The sequence below is a fragment of the Bosea sp. 124 genome, assembly GCF_003046175.1.
Classification (GTDB): Bacteria; Pseudomonadota; Alphaproteobacteria; order Rhizobiales; family Beijerinckiaceae; genus Allobosea.
Genome location: NZ_PZZM01000001.1, coordinates 3,163,034 through 3,178,826, shown reverse-complemented (window position 1 = coordinate 3,178,826; position 15,793 = coordinate 3,163,034). Strand labels below are relative to the sequence as shown.

General features: G+C 57.8%; 12 protein-coding genes. 10 read left to right on the top strand and 2 right to left on the bottom strand.

Going from position 1 to position 15,793, the window contains the following annotated elements:
- Positions 1-745: 745 nt before the first annotated feature.
- Positions 746-1,144 (bottom strand): recombinase family protein, encoded by a 399-nt coding sequence (locus tag C8D03_RS14965; protein WP_108047302.1) that lies wholly within the window; start codon positions 1,142-1,144, stop codon positions 746-748.
- 804 nt (positions 1,145-1,948) lie between these two features.
- Between C8D03_RS14965 and C8D03_RS14960 the strand changes: the two genes are divergently transcribed.
- From C8D03_RS14960 to C8D03_RS14925, 7 genes are all read left to right on the top strand, one after another.
- Positions 1,949-2,383 carry a Ros/MucR family transcriptional regulator gene (locus tag C8D03_RS14960; RefSeq protein WP_108047300.1) on the top strand — a complete coding sequence of 145 codons (435 nt, stop codon included), beginning with the start codon at positions 1,949-1,951 and terminating at the stop codon, positions 2,381-2,383.
- 748 nt (positions 2,384-3,131) lie between these two features.
- Positions 3,132-3,317 carry a hypothetical protein gene (locus C8D03_RS26180; RefSeq protein WP_146170180.1) on the top strand — a complete coding sequence of 62 codons (186 nt, stop codon included), beginning with the start codon at positions 3,132-3,134 and terminating at the stop codon, positions 3,315-3,317.
- Between the two features lie 644 nt (positions 3,318-3,961).
- Positions 3,962-5,665 (top strand): hypothetical protein, encoded by a 1,704-nt coding sequence (locus C8D03_RS14945; RefSeq protein WP_146170179.1) that lies wholly within the window; start codon positions 3,962-3,964, stop codon positions 5,663-5,665.
- A gap of 42 nt (positions 5,666-5,707) precedes the next feature.
- Entirely contained in the window at positions 5,708-6,697 is a 990-nt protein-coding gene (locus C8D03_RS14940) for a glycosyltransferase family 2 protein (protein ID WP_248308480.1), read from the top strand.
- Between the two features lie 9 nt (positions 6,698-6,706).
- A complete protein-coding gene (locus C8D03_RS14935; protein ID WP_108047293.1) occupies positions 6,707-7,108 on the top strand; it encodes a GtrA family protein in 402 nt (133 codons plus the stop codon).
- A gap of 14 nt (positions 7,109-7,122) precedes the next feature.
- Positions 7,123-7,818, top strand: a complete 696-nt coding sequence (locus tag C8D03_RS14930; RefSeq protein ID WP_108047291.1) for a methyltransferase domain-containing protein — start codon at positions 7,123-7,125, stop codon at positions 7,816-7,818.
- Positions 7,819-8,095: 277 nt separating this feature from the next.
- Positions 8,096-9,484, top strand: coding sequence for an O-antigen ligase family protein (locus tag C8D03_RS14925; protein ID WP_108047289.1), 1,389 nt, complete (start codon positions 8,096-8,098; stop codon positions 9,482-9,484).
- A gap of 838 nt (positions 9,485-10,322) precedes the next feature.
- Here C8D03_RS14925 and C8D03_RS14920 read toward each other — a convergent pair.
- A complete protein-coding gene (locus C8D03_RS14920) occupies positions 10,323-10,559 on the bottom strand; it encodes a hypothetical protein (RefSeq protein ID WP_108047288.1) in 237 nt (78 codons plus the stop codon).
- 658 nt (positions 10,560-11,217) lie between these two features.
- Here C8D03_RS14920 and C8D03_RS14915 point away from each other — a divergent pair.
- The 3 genes from C8D03_RS14915 (at position 11,218) to C8D03_RS14905 (ending at position 15,783) form a co-directional block, all read left to right on the top strand.
- Positions 11,218-12,456: a glycosyltransferase family 4 protein gene (locus C8D03_RS14915; protein WP_108047286.1), complete on the top strand. Its 1,239-nt coding sequence runs from the start codon at positions 11,218-11,220 to the stop codon at positions 12,454-12,456.
- A 327-nt stretch (positions 12,457-12,783) separates the two neighbouring features.
- Complete coding sequence (locus C8D03_RS14910; RefSeq protein ID WP_210203924.1) at positions 12,784-14,082, top strand: polysaccharide biosynthesis/export family protein; 1,299 nt, start codon at positions 12,784-12,786, stop codon at positions 14,080-14,082.
- 3 nt (positions 14,083-14,085) lie between these two features.
- Positions 14,086-15,783 (top strand): Wzz/FepE/Etk N-terminal domain-containing protein, encoded by a 1,698-nt coding sequence (locus C8D03_RS14905; protein ID WP_108047282.1) that lies wholly within the window; start codon positions 14,086-14,088, stop codon positions 15,781-15,783.
- Positions 15,784-15,793 lie beyond the last annotated feature (10 nt).

Sequence of the window (15,793 nt, the reverse complement as noted above, 5' to 3'; positions counted from 1 at the left end):
GTCGCACCTGGACGCATGAACATGTCGCTGCACGTCACGCTTCGCCGTTTCTATGCGCAACGTCCCAAATGATATGCTCACCGTCCCAGCGGCTCGCCGGTCGAGGAATGTAAGGTCCTCTCGGTGGATTCGTACCTCCCCGTTCGTCCGGTCACCGGACGCCTCCCGCTACTTTTTTTCGTCCCTGATCGTCGCGCGCCCCTGAGCCAGCCCCTGCAAACGGACCTCCAGGGGGCTTCGAAAGAGCCCATTTTTACGGCCCTGACGCTGATCCTCCGCAGCCTGGCTGAGCGTAGCTGGACCATCTGATTTCGATGGGTGAGTACCCGAACACGGTACGCCGGTGCCAGCTAGTCGAATTGCGCTTAATTCGTTCCCTGGACGTTCATCGTTCCGGCCCAATCTGTGAGCATGAGCAATTACCGCCAATGCAAAGCATTCCTGATTAACGCCTTCCTCGCCCTTGATGACGAGGCACCGGAGGACGAGCGCCTCCGGCGTGCTATTGAGCAAGTATTGGAGGCAGTAGCGCGGACTGAAAGAGATGCCATCATGTCCCAGCCGGAGCGTTACCCGAAATCGCCCAAAACCGGAAACGTAGTTAATCTGCCGCGTTGAATTTCATGTGAGCGGAAGCTCCCTGCTCCCTCTCTCACAAACGGTCGTTTCCGCGAGGCTGGTGATGGTGGCCTGATCGTCCGGTTTCTGCTGGCGACGGTGTCGCAGCACTGGCGGCCAGAACCCCCTACGTGACGGCGGCGTTCTGGCCCAGGCATCGATAGACGCTGGCCCGGCTGATCCCGACCTGCCTGACGATCTCGGCGACCTTCACCCCATCGGCATGGAGAGCGCGGACCGTGTCGGTCTGCTTGCGGGCGGTCGGCGCACGGCCCTTGTACTTGCCCTTGTACTTGCCCTCGGCCTTGGCTTTGGCGATGCCCTCAAGCTGGCGTTCTAACATGACCGCGCGCTCCCAGGATGCCGTGGCAGCAAGCACGGTCAGGATCAGCTTTGAAGTGGCGTTCGATGTGTCGAGCGTGCCTCCGCCGAACGACAAGATGCGAAGGGCGACGCCCTTCTTCTCCAGACGTTCGAAAAGATTTCGAACCTCTGCCCCTGAGTGGATCCGCCCAGACTGGATCACAAGTCGTTATGGTTCCTGCGGCGCTTGTGAATTGGGACACGATGGTGGTACACAAGATCGCGTCAATCAACTGATTTTGGTCATAGGTTCAGTTGATTTCGGCAGTTTGGCATGCTGGCTGGGTATCCTCCCGCCCCAGCCAGCGCTTTCTGATAAAATTATTATACATTATAGTCGCTTACGCCACCGCCCCTCGACTACCGAGAACCTGAAGGCGGCACGGGACTTGCGCGAAAGCCGCGCCGAATGCCGAGGAGCCTCGAGAACGCCCCCTCGCCTTTGAAACGGGACGATGCAAAACATCACGCCGCCGCCGCTTTCTCGGATGGTCGTGCCTGGAGCAGCCGAATTTCTTCATCCGGCGTCATCGCAGGGCGAAGATGATTCACGCAGCCGCTTGTGGATTGTCGGGGTCGACGACGTCGCCCTTCGGCGGGACGAGGTGGGAGCGGGTCGGACTCTCAAGGGAAATCGACTACGATCCGATCCGTGGTCTTGTCGATGATCCACGCAGGCGTGGCGCGGATCTCGCAGGCCGCAATTCAGGGCGGCTTTCCGTTGAAAATTTAGGCGCTTTGAAGTTGAGGTCCGGCCTATTGTCGTCCGCTGGACAGTTCCCCCAAGCACCGATCTTGAAAAATTTTAACGATCATTAACTTGCGGTCCCGCCACAATCGGATGATATGGAGCCATATCTGGTTCTCGCGTTGATTCGGCGGCCTGGATGCTTTCTTGCCAGCCTCGGAGACCCATCGAAGCGTGGCCTTGCACAATATCTCACCAAAAAGATCGGAGTTTCGAAACATGTCCGAAAAAGACGCTGAATTGATTGCCTTAGCTGCCGATATTGTCTCGGCATATGTGAGTAATAACAGCGTCACGCCGGCCGACCTCACAAGCCTGATCGCCAACGTTCATACCGCGCTTCTGAAACTCGGGGGCGAGCCGGAGGCTCCGGCCGCGGTTCCGCTGGTTCCCGCCGTCCCGATCCGCAAATCGGTGACGCCGGACGCGATCATCTGCCTGGAGGATGGCAAGGCGTTCAAGTCTCTGAGGCGCCATCTGAGCAGCAAATACGGCCTTACGCCCGAGCAATACCGGACGAAGTGGGGCCTTCCGGCCGATTATCCGATGGTCGCGCCGAACTACGCCGAGGCGCGCTCGCGGATGGCAAAAGCGATCGGCCTGGGCCGGAAAGCGGCCAGCGCGACTCCAAAGGGACGCCGAAAGGCCGCGTGATCGTCCAGCGCCGGCCCGCGAGGGCCGGCGCGCCCCGCTCCAAGAGTTCAATTGTCGACGTAGGCCACCTTACCGGGCCTTCGGCGCATAGCGGTTGAAATCGGGCAGGCAACAGCCCGTTTCGCGATGAGCGTGCCGCTCGGCCAAGCGCCCGACCGCGACTGGAGACACTGACGCGCTGGGCTTGGCATGGCCCTGAAACCGCCAGGCAAGCCGGTCGACGGAGCCGGCTCCACCTCCGCCAGGGCCGAGGGCAAAGAGCAAGCGCCGGAGAGCAGCGCCTCCAATTTCGCCCGCCTGCGAGATCGATCCTGCCGCGTCGTAGGCGCCTTGTGGGATTGTCGCTAGCGACGGGCTGAACCCATCCTCCGGGCCCGACCTGACGATCATCCGGCCGTGACGGGCTCCGGCGGCTGGCCGCCACGATCCGGGTCGGGTTGAACAGATTTTCCAGCACGATGCTTCCCGAGGCTTGGCGCGTTTGCAGCGAGCGATATTCGGGTGAAAGGCCGCGTCGCATTCAGCGCCGCGGGGGGGGGGGGGCGTTCTATGCCGCCGATGCGGCGTTGCGTTCGGGATTGGGCTCTCAGCCCGCCGAGCGTCAAGCAACGGCCAGCAAGGAGCATTCGGCGGCACACTCGTCCAACGTTTGAATGAGGCCCCGGCATCGGAGTTGCGCTGTGGATAACCACCACGTCTACGCCGATCCAAACCAGAACAGTTTGTGCCAATCTGAACGGGGCCTCTCATGTCGAGCAGAATAAAGCGGCATCGCTTCGCGGCGATCATGGAACGCGCCAACGCCAAGCGTCGGCGGGAAAAAGACCATAAAGAAGCTCAGAACGGGCAAGAATTCGCGGCAGTCTCGCAGAATGACAACGTCCCGGGCGTCATCGTCCTGCAAAGGCGGATAGTCGTGCACGATGAGAAGTGACATTGCCCGGGCCAAATGCCGTTGCCTCGCCAGCTGGCATGCGCGCAAATTGCGTTAAGTGATTGAGAGCGTAGTGGGCGGCCGGCATCGATGTCGCACCCATTGGCTTCGAAGCGCTCGGTCGGCACTCACGCGCCTCGATCCCCAGCCGCTCCGTCAAGCTGGCGACGCAAAAGCGCCCGCGATATGCCGCCGGCTTTGGGACGCCCGCGCACGATCCGGCTCCCGACAAAGGCAATCCAGATCCAGTTCATCGATCAAGCGGCGATGAGGATCACATCGTTTCGCCTGGCCCCCTTCTCGCGCCAGGCAAGGCTACGTTAGGCGGCTTCTGCGAGAGCTTAACGGCCACATGCGCGACAGGTTGCGCAATGCAAGCCCGCTCCTCGGCCTCGACCATGCCAGAATCAGGAACTCAACCTGGCTGATGACCACGATCGGCTGCGTTCCTCATACGGCGCCCGGATCTGTCACGCGGGCGGCCTATTCAGCTCATCTCACCGTCGCCGCGCAATTCCGCGCGAAACCGACCAAAATTTGAAGCTTCGTTGGATGAAAAGTCAGTCGCAGCTCAGTTACGGAAGCGATATAAACCATTTCCAGAACGCCCTCCAATACACACCTTGACGAAAGGAGAGCGCCGTGTGACCAATGCATACATGGCAAGAATTGCACGAAATTCAGCTCAAGATTGCTTGGACAGACGTCAGAGAGGCGTTGGTTTATCTGCTATACTTATTATTTTGTTTGTAGTGACTCTTCACTTCGCAGTGGGATACGCGACATCGCGAGACCCATGGTCGGATGAATCGATGCTGCTATGGAATATTCTCAAGCCGGAATTGGATTTTTCCAAACCGCTCCCCTTTTATGATCAAGCCGCTCCAGTCGGATATATGTGGATCGCGCGAGCGCTTCTGCCCGACAGCGGGGTGCTGGAGCAGGTTCGGTGGCTGAGATTTGTGAGCGTCGCCGCCATTCTCATCGGAATAGTCGCGATAATATACGGTATCTCGAAGACGTACTCTCTGGCTTATACGCTCGCGATAACGGCAATTATTCTATCGAGTCCGCTGATATGGGCGTACTCGACGGAGATAAAGCAGTATGGCCTTGAATTTTCCGCGAGCACCCTTGTTCTCCTGAGTGGGTGGCGCCTCGTTGAGCGCGACGATTGGTTGTCCCATCTCGGATTCTTCGCCTGCTCGATCATAGCTGGATTTGCAGCCTATACAGCCCCGATCATCGTCTGCGCCGTATTGGCAGGGGTGTTTAGCCAGAGATTGATTCACCTAATACGCCGAGATGTCTCGCCGCACAATTCGTCGGCGTATCCGGGACCGCTCTCTGCCAGATTCATTATAGCTGGCACGATGAGCGTGCTCGCCATTGTCACGATTTACTTTCTTATCAATAAGCAACTCCTGACATACATCATGAGTGGCTACGCTTATATATTTGATCGAGGAAAATTTGATTTTGACCAATCATTTGGTTATAACGTCAAGATTATTATCCGACTCATCGCCATTCTTCTTGACCCGATTGGGTTCCGCTATATTGAGCCGGCGATAAGAGCGGCAACCCCGCTCAAAAGCGTGGCATATGCATCATCAGCGTTGATTGGCGCCGGCTTGATCGTCGCCATGGTAATTCTTGCGGCGCGGGCGGGGACGTTCTTCGTCCTCACATTCATCGCCGTGTTCGGTATATCAATTGTTCTCAATCTGCTCGGCCTCATCGCATTCGATCAGGCAAGGTTTTTCCTGTTCATTGCACCTGTCACGTTGATCGTCGCGGCGATTGCCCTGGTAGAGGGCTGGCGCTTCCTCGCAAGCTTCTTGTCACGCAGGCTCCGACTGATTGCCGCGAGTGCACTGGCGGCGCTGTTCCTGAGTGTCATTTTCGCCGGGGCTTATCGACAGGCGAAATGGCAGAACCAGGAACTCAGTCCACTTCTCGCTCATATAGCGACACATGCCCCGACAGTGCCGCTCTGGGTATATTGCGGTGCGCAGCCCGCCGCTTCACTGCTGTCGAGCCCCACCGTCAGGCTGGTTGGAATGCTCGATCGCACCAGCAGCCCTGAGGCTTGGCCCATTCGTGGCGGGTGCATGGAAAAAGCATCGATTGATGAGCCGGTATACAAGGTAAACCCTGGGTATATCGATGATCTCCGGAGGGATAGTACGGGCGAGAGAGCGATATGGCTTATCTTCAGCCATGATTTCTACGACGACAACAGAAGCGCATATCTCTCAGCGGTCGAGAGTTCTGTCGGTCCTTGCCGAATATCAGCCGAAGCGATCGGCGCTACCTTATATTTCTGTGGTCGAAATACGCCATAATACCTGCATCATAGAAGCGATCAGGTACAGAAGGAGCACGAGATGGATTTGGACATGTCGATCCACACTACCGACATTGCTGCGCCGGCGGTGCCTGCCATCGCAACCCGTGCCGACACACTACGGATTGCCATCCTGATTCCGTGTTATGATGAAGCGGCAACGGTCGGCAACGTCGTGCGCAATTTCAAGGAAGCGCTCCCGCAAGCAGACATTTATGTCTATGACAATAATTCGAAGGATGACACCGCCGCAGTAGCCAAAGCTGCTGGAGCGATCGTCAGGACCGAGCGACGTCAAGGCAAGGGCAATGTGGTCCGGCGGATGTTCAGTGACATCGAAGCGGACATCTACCTTATGGCGGACGGCGACGATACCTACGATGCGCCCAGCGCCGAACGGATCATCGCAGAGTTGCTCGAAGGGCCCTACGACATGGTCAATGGCGCCAGGACGGCGCGATCCTCCGATGCCTACCGGCCAGGGCACGCTTTCGGCAACAAACTGCTCACAGGCCTGGTGCGGTTGATTTTCGGCACGGCGACACGTGACATGCTGTCCGGCTACAAGGCGTTCTCGCGTCGCTACGTGAAATCGTTCCCAGCCATGTCTGCCGGGTTCGAGATCGAGACGGAACTCGTCGTGCATGCACTCGAACTGCGGATGCCTGTATCCGAGGTCGAAACGCCCTACGGCGAACGACCGGAGGGCTCGGAGAGCAAACTGCGGACATTTCGCGATGCGTTTCGAATCCTGCGCCTGATTGGGCTCCTGGTTAAGGAGGAGCGCCCGCTCTACTTCTTTGCATTCATTGCAAGCGTAATTGCGGTCGGCAGCATCGCGCTCGGCGCATCGGTTGTTGTCGAATATATCTCGACCGGCCTGGTGCCTCGTTTGCCAACAGCCGTCCTCGCGACTGGCATGATGTTGACATCGATGCTGTGCCTTGTATGCGGCTTGATCCTGGACACGGTTACGACCGGACGCCGCGAGCTCAAGCGACTGCACTATCTCGGCTTTCGCGCGCCTTGAACCAAGAACATGTTTAAGAAAGCGGGCTTTTTCCTGAGTGTCGGCGTCGTGGGCTTTGTCGTGGATGCCGCCACGTTCTTCTGCTCGACCGTATGGCTTCAGGTTGATTTCGTCCCCGCTCGCGTCTTTGCCTCGCTCCTTGCAGCGACCGTGACGTGGCAGTTGAATCGCACACTGGCATTTCGTTCGGGGAAGCTCGCCAATGTAACGGTGGAGTATCTGCGCTACCTTGCCGCCAGCAGCATCGGTGCGTTGGCGAACCTCGCTGTCGCCTATCCGATCTCTCGTTTTGACGCGGTGTGGTATCACCTTCCGGCCTATGTGGCCGGAGCTGCGTCCGGATTGGTCGTCAATTTCCTCCTTTACGACAACCTGGTTTTTTCGGGCGCTCGCAGCACCGGCAAGAAGTGAAAAGGCGAAATATAATGGCTGCACTGGAGAAGCGTGAAAATATCGATGCCGTCTATTATCGCGACGGCGTTTCTACGGGAACGGCTATGGGCCTCCTCGTGAAGGCGAGGATGTCGATGTTCAACTTGTTCATGAGCAAGATGCAACCGGCCGAAAGCACCAGAATTCTGGATGTTGGCGTCTCGGATGATGAGAACGACGGGGCAAATTTTCTTGAGAAGAACTACCCGTTTGCGCAGAATATCACATGTGCCGGGCTCGGGGCGGGAACGGCGGTTCAGGAGCGCTATCCTCTCGTCAGCTACCGACAGATCGAACCTCATCAACCTCTTCCATTCGCTGACGATACGTTCGATATCGTCTGCTCGAACGCCGTGCTGGAACATGTCGGCGGCGCCGCGCAGCGGATTGCCTTCCTCGAGGAACAACTCCGTGTCGCGCGGTCGCTTTTCATGACGGTTCCGAACCGCTGGTTCCCGATTGAGCATCACACCAGCATTCCGCTGCTGCACTACGCTCCCAGCCTCTTTCGACGCGTGCTCGCGGGAACGCGATATGATCATTGGACCCATGTCGAGAACGTCGACTTTATCAGCAGGAAAACCTTGCTCGGCGAGTGGCCTCTGGCCCGGAAACCGGAAGTCGTTTTCACAGGGCTGCCGCTGGGCCCGTTTTCATCCAATATTGCGTTGATCTACCGGAAAAATTGACGCTTGAGCCGCAGCGCTTGCTCGGCCGGCGACATCGTTTGTGCCGAGCTTTCGAGGACGAGGGCCGCCGCCTCATTCGCTCCACGCCAGGCTGAGGAGGCAGCGCCGGCTCTCGATATCTGCCGCAAGCCGAATACCAGCGCTGCGACCTTCGGCGGTTGGCGCTCGAGGTCCGCAGGATTGATGCCGAGATCCTGGAGCCTACCGGAAACTGAATATCAACGCGCTGACCGTAAGCCACCATGAGCCGCGCTCGCCTTATCGCGCTGCCCGTAGTATGGCGCTGCACGGCGTCGACGATCAGCGATATCTGGAGGCAACCGAGCCAATGAAATACGTCTCATTGCTGATTGCCCTCGCCGGGATTTTTCCGTTGTCGTTACTGATGCGAAGCGCACCTGTCATCCAGAAATACGCTTGGACGGCTGTCGGAATACTGCCGTTCCTCATTCAGGCCGTGCATATCGACATCGGCCTGATCTCGTGGGGGAACAAGTGGTTTGGTTATGTCTATGGGATTGAAATTTCAATTATCGATTTAATAGTGGCAGCTCTATTTATTATCTCGAAGAAGCCAAAAGATGGGATCAATTATCATTTTCCGTTCATACTGTATTTTATCGCGATATTGATATCGTTTCAGCAGGCCGACGAGCCGATGGCGTCTGCATTCTATCTTTTTCAGTACGCAAAAGTCTACTTCTTAATTATAGTTGTTGCACGCGCCTCCGTGGACGAGGCCGTATCCGCCGAACTTCTCAAGGGCATGGCGCTTGGACTCGTAATCCAGATTTTTGTGATTTCGTGGCAACGCTGGGGTCAGCATATGATCCAGCCCACGGGAACGTTTATTCACCAGAACACGCTTGGCCTTGCCGCTCATTTCGTCGTCTTCCCGCACATGATGCTTCTCCTCGCTGGCTTGCGCCGGCTACAATTCGCCTTGATCCCCGTCACCGGCATGCTGATCGCAGCTCTGATCGCCTCGCGCGCGGCATTGGGCTTCATCGTGCTGGGCTTGGTGGTATGTATGAGCATATCGTTCCTGCGGCGCTGGACCTCGCACAAGGCAAAGATTGCGCTGATCTGCATTCTCGGCGCGGTTGCGATGGCGCCGGTCGCGGCAACGTCCTTTCAGGCGCGCTTCGAAGCCACCCCGCTTGATGAAGCCGAGTACAACGAACGAGCCGCATTCAATCGAGCCGCGCTGATGATCTTGAATGATCGCCCGATGGGCGTCGGCGCGAACCACTATGTCAATGAAGCCAAGAACGCCGGTTACTCCATACGAGCCGGAGTCATTCCCTTTGAAGGCAATTTGAACAACATCGTTCACAACGCTTATCTGCTCGCCGCTGCGGAAACGGGCTACTTCGGAATGGTCAGCTTTGTCCTGATCTTGCTAATGCCCTTCTACACCGCATTCCGCTATGGCTGGCTGGCACGACAGAGCCGGGTTGGCGACCTCCTGCTCGGCTGCGGTATCGCGATTTTGATCGTCGGCCTTCACTCCTTTCTCGAGTACATTTTCTTCGGAAAGGGCGTTCAGTATCTCTTTGGCATTACTGCCGGCATCATATTTGGCTCAGCCGCCAAAGTTCGCTCGATGCGGCGCGTGCGAGACTCGGAGCCATTCAGAGGCAAGGCATTGCGTACACTGGGCTAACTTGCTGTTGCGGCATTGGAGCGGCCATCGCGCCATGGAGCGGGCGCTCCTGTCCTGAATACACGCCGTAACACTCGCGAAGCCCAACGCCTGCAGCGATCGCCGACCCGGTCATTCGAAGGCCGACACGTTTTGCCCCAGCAACAAGTAGGCGACGATCCGGCCACCGCTCATCCGGTGCGACATGCGCTCAGCGTTGGATCACGCACGTCACGCCGTGAGCGAAGCAATCAGTTGCCAACTCAACCAGGCAGCGGCCAACACCCAGCATCCCAGCCAGACAAGGAACAACGCAGCATAGATTGTCGGAAGCGAGCGATGCAATACACCATCCAAAGGGATTACAGCGTCCAAAACCGGACGGCTCCGACGGCGATTGATGGTGGGCACACTCGCGCGCATTAATATAGACCTATGGGCGCCGCAACGCATCGTTAACCTATCTATAATCGCCCCTTAGGTCAGCTTGCAATATGTATTATGGAGATGGCGGTCGCTAGGGATGGATCGCGTCAGCCCTCGCAATCGCCAATCCACGCTGTCGCGCCCCTTGCGCTCCGCAACGGCCTGCGAGGGAGGGAGGCTCCGAGGGCCATGGGCAGCACGAAACGCCTTGGAACGATTTCATCCGCTGGAGCAGTTGCACATCTTAGACCACACCGTGGCCTTGGACCCGCCGGCGAAGGACCAAAGCCGGGCTGCGTCAGGATCGACACCACGCGCTCCGCGACCGTCACCCGTGCTGTCGCACCGCCATTCTGACCTGCAGGCTATCCGAGAATCCAAAATCTGCCGGCTTTCGCGGAATGCCGGCATTCTGCAGCACCAGATCGATGCTCTAGCTTGCCCGCTTCTTCAGGCGCTCCGCGATCCCGGCAAACCCCCTGGGAGGATGGCGCGCCTCCATCTTGATGCGGGCCGCCGCCTGATGCTTTGTCTCAGGCGGCTCAACAAGTTCTGCGACCGCACGAGCCTCATGACGCCAACCGAGAAATCCAAAAAACGACAAGGCGCCTGCCAGCAGCAGCATGATGCTGGCCCACGCAGCCCGTGGCTCGAAGATGAAGGCTTCCATTGCGTCAGCCTAGCAGCAGGGAAACGCGATGTTAACGATAATATCCGTCGTCGGAGGCGAGCTTGGAGGGAGCATCTCGCCGGCTGCGGCCGGCAAAACCGAACATGCGGTTCAGCCACACCGAACGAACGAGTCAGCAAGGCGGCTCAACGCGCGCAACGAGCGATCGCATTGCGCTCCTGGCCTCTTCCTGGACCGAACTGCGTTGGGAGATCATCCTACATCGCTCTGAACAACGGCGCTCCACAGATCGCCGCGAGCAGGACAACAATCCCGACCCGCACCCAAACGGCCTTGATCGTAACGCCATCGTGCAAGGCTCGCCTCCTCCGCCCGGGCAAAATCTAGCAGCGCTATGACGCAACGTCATATTCCCGGATTGTTTGTCAACTTGCAATTTTGCGAGCCATCTCCGCCCCATCCAGATAGATTGGACAGTGTGAGGGGCCGTGATGCCCGAGAGGCGTCAAGCAGGGTGCCCTGAGGGACAGCGTGCCGCAGGCGCGGCCTCGCCCCGATTTACCTTTTATTTATTACATTCTCCCATTGCGAATGCGATAGACAAAATTATAATAAAATCCAAACTTGAGCCCAGTATGTCAGTTCGATGATCGTAAGCCTCCATCAAAAAAACGACGCTTATCTTGATGATCCGCCCATGAAAATTATCTATCTGCTCAACACTTATCCCGTACCAAGCGGTACGTTCATCAGAAACGAGATCGAATCGATCGAGAAGTTCGGGATGGAGGTGACAAGGCTGTCGGTGCGCCATTTCAAAGGCGAACTCATCGACAAAAAGGACATCGGGGAAAGAAATAAGACAAAATACCTGCTCGACGGTAATATCAGAAATCTGATAGTATCTGCGGCAAAAGAAATTTTTCTGAATCCATTCGGTATTTTGCGCGCCGTACCGACATGGTATTCTCTTACGCGCGCCGACCCTCGTAACTGGGTTCGTCACATTGCGTATCTCATCCAAGCCTTTACGCTCAGGCAGACGGCACAACGTATCGGCGCGGTTCATGTTCATTCCCATTTCAGCAACAATGCGACCGCAGTCGCAATGCTATCACATCTGATCGGGGGGCCGAGCTACAGCTTTACCGCTCATGGACCGGACGAATTCTTGTCTCCGCAAAAGCAGAATTTTAAAGCGAAGATAAAGAATGCCGCCTTTGTCGTCGCCATATCGGAATATTGTCGCGAGACGCTCAACCGAGTGTCCGGGAGCAATGGCATGTCCGGCAAGATTCAGATCGCGCGCTGCGGCATCAACATCGCTGAATTCAAGATGACCGAGCCGGCATCTGCAGAAAATCAGACATTTGTCTGCGTCGGGAGACTATGCCCGCAAAAAGGTCAGGTCCATCTGCCGAGCGTCGTTGCCGCACTCCGGACTGAATTTCCTTCCATCCGAATGATCCTTGTTGGCGACGGCGAAAGCCGGGCCGACATCGAGGAACAGATCGCCCTTCACAACGTCCAGAATGAAGTCACTTTGATGGGCTGGGCGACGAACAGCCAGGTTCGCGAGCTGATTTCGGCCAGCCGGGCGCTGATATTGCCGAGCTATGCTGAAGGTCTTCCCGTGGTGATCATGGAGGCCTTCATGATGGAAAGACCGGTCATATCGACGACAATAGCCGGAATCCCCGAATTAGTTGACGCGAAGTGCGGCTGGCTGGTTCCTCCAGGAGACATGAAACAACTGCTGAGCGCCATGACGGCCGCGTTGAAGGCGCCGTCCCATGAAATTCAATCAATGGGGCATGAGGGTCGCCTGCGGGTTGAACGTCTACATGATCGCGATTTTCTGGGAAAACGGCTTTCCGAGCTCTTCAAGGATGCCGCTGTAAATGCGCGAGAAAGAGTTCGGACATTCCGGACATGAGAACACGGCCCAAGATCCCTCTCGCAAGGCGGGGACATCGGCCGGAGAATATCAACGGGCGACGGACGACCTCGACCGCAATCCACGAGATTCCGGCGGCACCACGCAGTTTTCGCCAGGGCGAATTTCGATAACCGTCTCTCGACAAGCCACACCTCGCGCCGGCGAAGAGTACGGTAACGTTCGATAACCATCTGTGCAGCGTTGACCATAAACTCCTATTAAACCAGCTCGACGCCTTTGCTCGCTTCCCGGTTCCGTCTATAAAACATCATGCGCAATTCCATAAAGGAAGGACCGCAGACGCCCCAGAGGAACCGTACGGGAATGCAGACGAAAGCAGGCATGATTTTTCTGACCCTGGGCCTTTTCCAGGCAGAAGCTGTCCGCGCTCAAGAGGGCGCCTATCGTCTTGGCGTGCAGGATCGACTTCGCATTCACGTGCACGAATGGCCGGTCTTGACTGGCGAATTCGCGATCGGCCCCGACGGAAAGATCACACTCCCCATGATCGGCGACGTCCCTGCGACGGGGTTGGCTTCCGGTGAACTGGCCAGCCGGATCGCAGAGGCGATCAAAGCAAAGGCTCAGCTCCTCGAATTGCCTGATACGGCAGTTTCTGTCGCGCAATACCGACCGTTCTATATCCTGGGCGGGGTCGAGCGCCCGGGTGAATACGCCTATCGCCCCCAAATGGTCGTGCTCAATGCGGTGACGATTGCCGGCGGCATATATCGTCCACCCCGCACCTCGGACTGGGGCTTCGAGCGCGACTCGATCACCGGCCGCGGCGACCTGCGCACGGTGCTGGTGAAGCGTAACGAGTTCGCGGCCAGAGAATGGCGTCTCAAGGCGGAGGCTGCAGGCCTCGAGGCCTTGCCTGTCGCCGAAGGTGTCGCCGCGTCGTCACGCTTCATCGACGAAGAGCGCGGCATTTTCAACGCGAGGATCGAACGGCACCGGAACCAGATCAAGGCCTATGGCGAGTCCGTAATCCTCCTCGAACGCGAGATCGTGTCCATTCAGGCGCAGTCCAAGGCTGCCGAAAAGCAGAAAGAGTCGGTCGCGCGCGAACTCGAGGAAACCCGCGGTCTGATCGCGCGGGGGCTTGCTCCGGCACCGCGTATCCTGCCTCTCGAACGGACGGTTGCACAAATCGAGCGTGAACAGCGGGAGCTTGAGACCGCTGTCCTGCGCGCCCGCCAGCAGATCAACCTGATTGCGTCGCAGCGGTCGGCTTTGCAGGATGATCGGCAGAGCGCAGCCTTGGCCGAATTGCACACGATTCTCGCTCAGGTGAAGGAACTCGATGAGCGGTTCGAGACATCGAGCCGGCTGATCGCGGGTTCGATGGCAATGAGCTCTGCGCCGAGCAATGCCGACGAAACGGATTCGGACGCGAAATTTACATTCGTCATCCTGAGGCCCGTTGGCGAAGAAATCAGAGAATTGCAGGCAACCGAGACCACCCGCATTCTGCCTGGTGACATTCTGAAGGTTTTCCGTCCGCAGGATACCGCTCGGTCGGCCTCACCGGCAAGCCAGCGCCGAAGCTCGCAGCCGGGTTCCGAGCCTCCGGCTAAAGAGCGTTTCGGCTCCCTGGATAAGTCTTTCGTGACGAGATAGGTAATGTTGAATATCACCAACATCCATTCGCCTCAGACTCCCTTCGATGACGAGGTGGCGGCGCCCTCGCAATTCAGCTTGCGCTGGATGCTTGGAACAGTGTTCCGCTTCAAGCGCTTGATCGCATTGATCAGTCTGGTCGCAGTGGCCTTCGCTATCATCTTTGTGTTGACGCGACCCGCGACCTACACGGCAACGGCGCATCTTCAACTGACCAACCTGCGCCTGACGTTCAGCCGCGACGACGCTTTTTTTGCAGAGACCCAACTCGATCCGACCTTTATCGAGACGCAGATTCAGATCATGCGCTCCGAGCGCATCGCCCTGGCTGTCGTCGACAATCTCAAATTGCCTGATCAGCCGCAGGAGAGTCGCGGCGGTGGGCTTTCTGCAATCATCGGCGAACTCGGCATGATGTTCGCGCCCCGCCCGCCCGATGCGGGCGTTGCGGGAGCGATGAGCGATCCCAAGGCAGCCGCTCTGAAGATGGTGCAGCGTGGCCTCTCGGCCGAACGGGTTTCCCTTAGCAATGTCGTCGAACTGAAGTTCACAGCACCTGACGCCGATCAGGCCGCCCGGATCACGAACGATATCGTTCGTGCCTACATCGTCGACCAGAACATGGCGCGCATCGATGCGGCACAGTCCGGCAGCAGCTGGCTCCGTGAACGCCTGCGCGAGGTGGGTCCAAAAACCCGCATCATCGCTGCGGCCATGCCGCCCGCCGACAAAAGCAATGTACGCGGCATCCTCATCATCGCGGTCGCCGGCATCCTCGGCGGCGCAGCCGCCGTCACCTTTGCCCTGGTGATGGCTTTTCTCGATCGCAGCGTGCGGACCCCGGAGCAGGCAGCGGAAGCCACGCGCTCGCCCTTCCTGGGGGTGGTTCCGGTGATGCCGCTGCTCAACAAGAGCGCCACCAAGGCGAAGCCCAACAAGGAACTCCTTCTGAAAGGAGCGTTTCAAATACCGCCTGCGGCTCTCTGCGCGATCAAGGCGGTCAAGCAGAACGAGCTGTGGCACACGCTCAGGAACGCGCGCTTCGCATCGGATGAAAACCTGCGAGGCGGCAAGTTTCAGGTCATCGGAGTGGCATCGCTCATTCGCGGCGAAGGCTGCACGACGATCGCGAGCAATCTCGCCATCTCTCTCGCGACAGCCGGCAAAAGAACCTTGCTGGTCGACGGCGATATCTACACCGCGGGTCTGTCGAGGCGCTTTGGCCTGGCCGAAGAGCGCGGTCTGATCGAATATGGAACCGGACGGCAGTCCGACCTGAACAAGTTTGTAAAGATTGATCAGGAAACGGGACTTCATTTCCTTCCGTCCGGCGCAAAGCACGGCATGAAGTCGCTCGAATGGCTCGACAAGATGCCGAACCTGATAGCCGGTGCGAGGGAAACCTACGACTACGTTATTTTCGACCTCCCTCCCCTGACGATGCCGGGTGATATCCGGGCAGCTACGAAGTTCATCGACGGCATTCTTCTCGTCGTAGGGTGGGGTAACGTCAGCGTCGAGCATATGCAGGTCGGGCTGTCGATGGCGCACCCGGTCCATTCCAAGCTCATCGGCTGCATCCTGAACAAGATCGATATGGGAAGCATGAGATGGATCCCATCGCGCGAACTCGATTTCATCCGGCTCAGGAAGAAGAGTGTTCAGGGCCAGGACTTCGCCAGCCTGCCAAGCCTGAGATGATTGGCCTGGC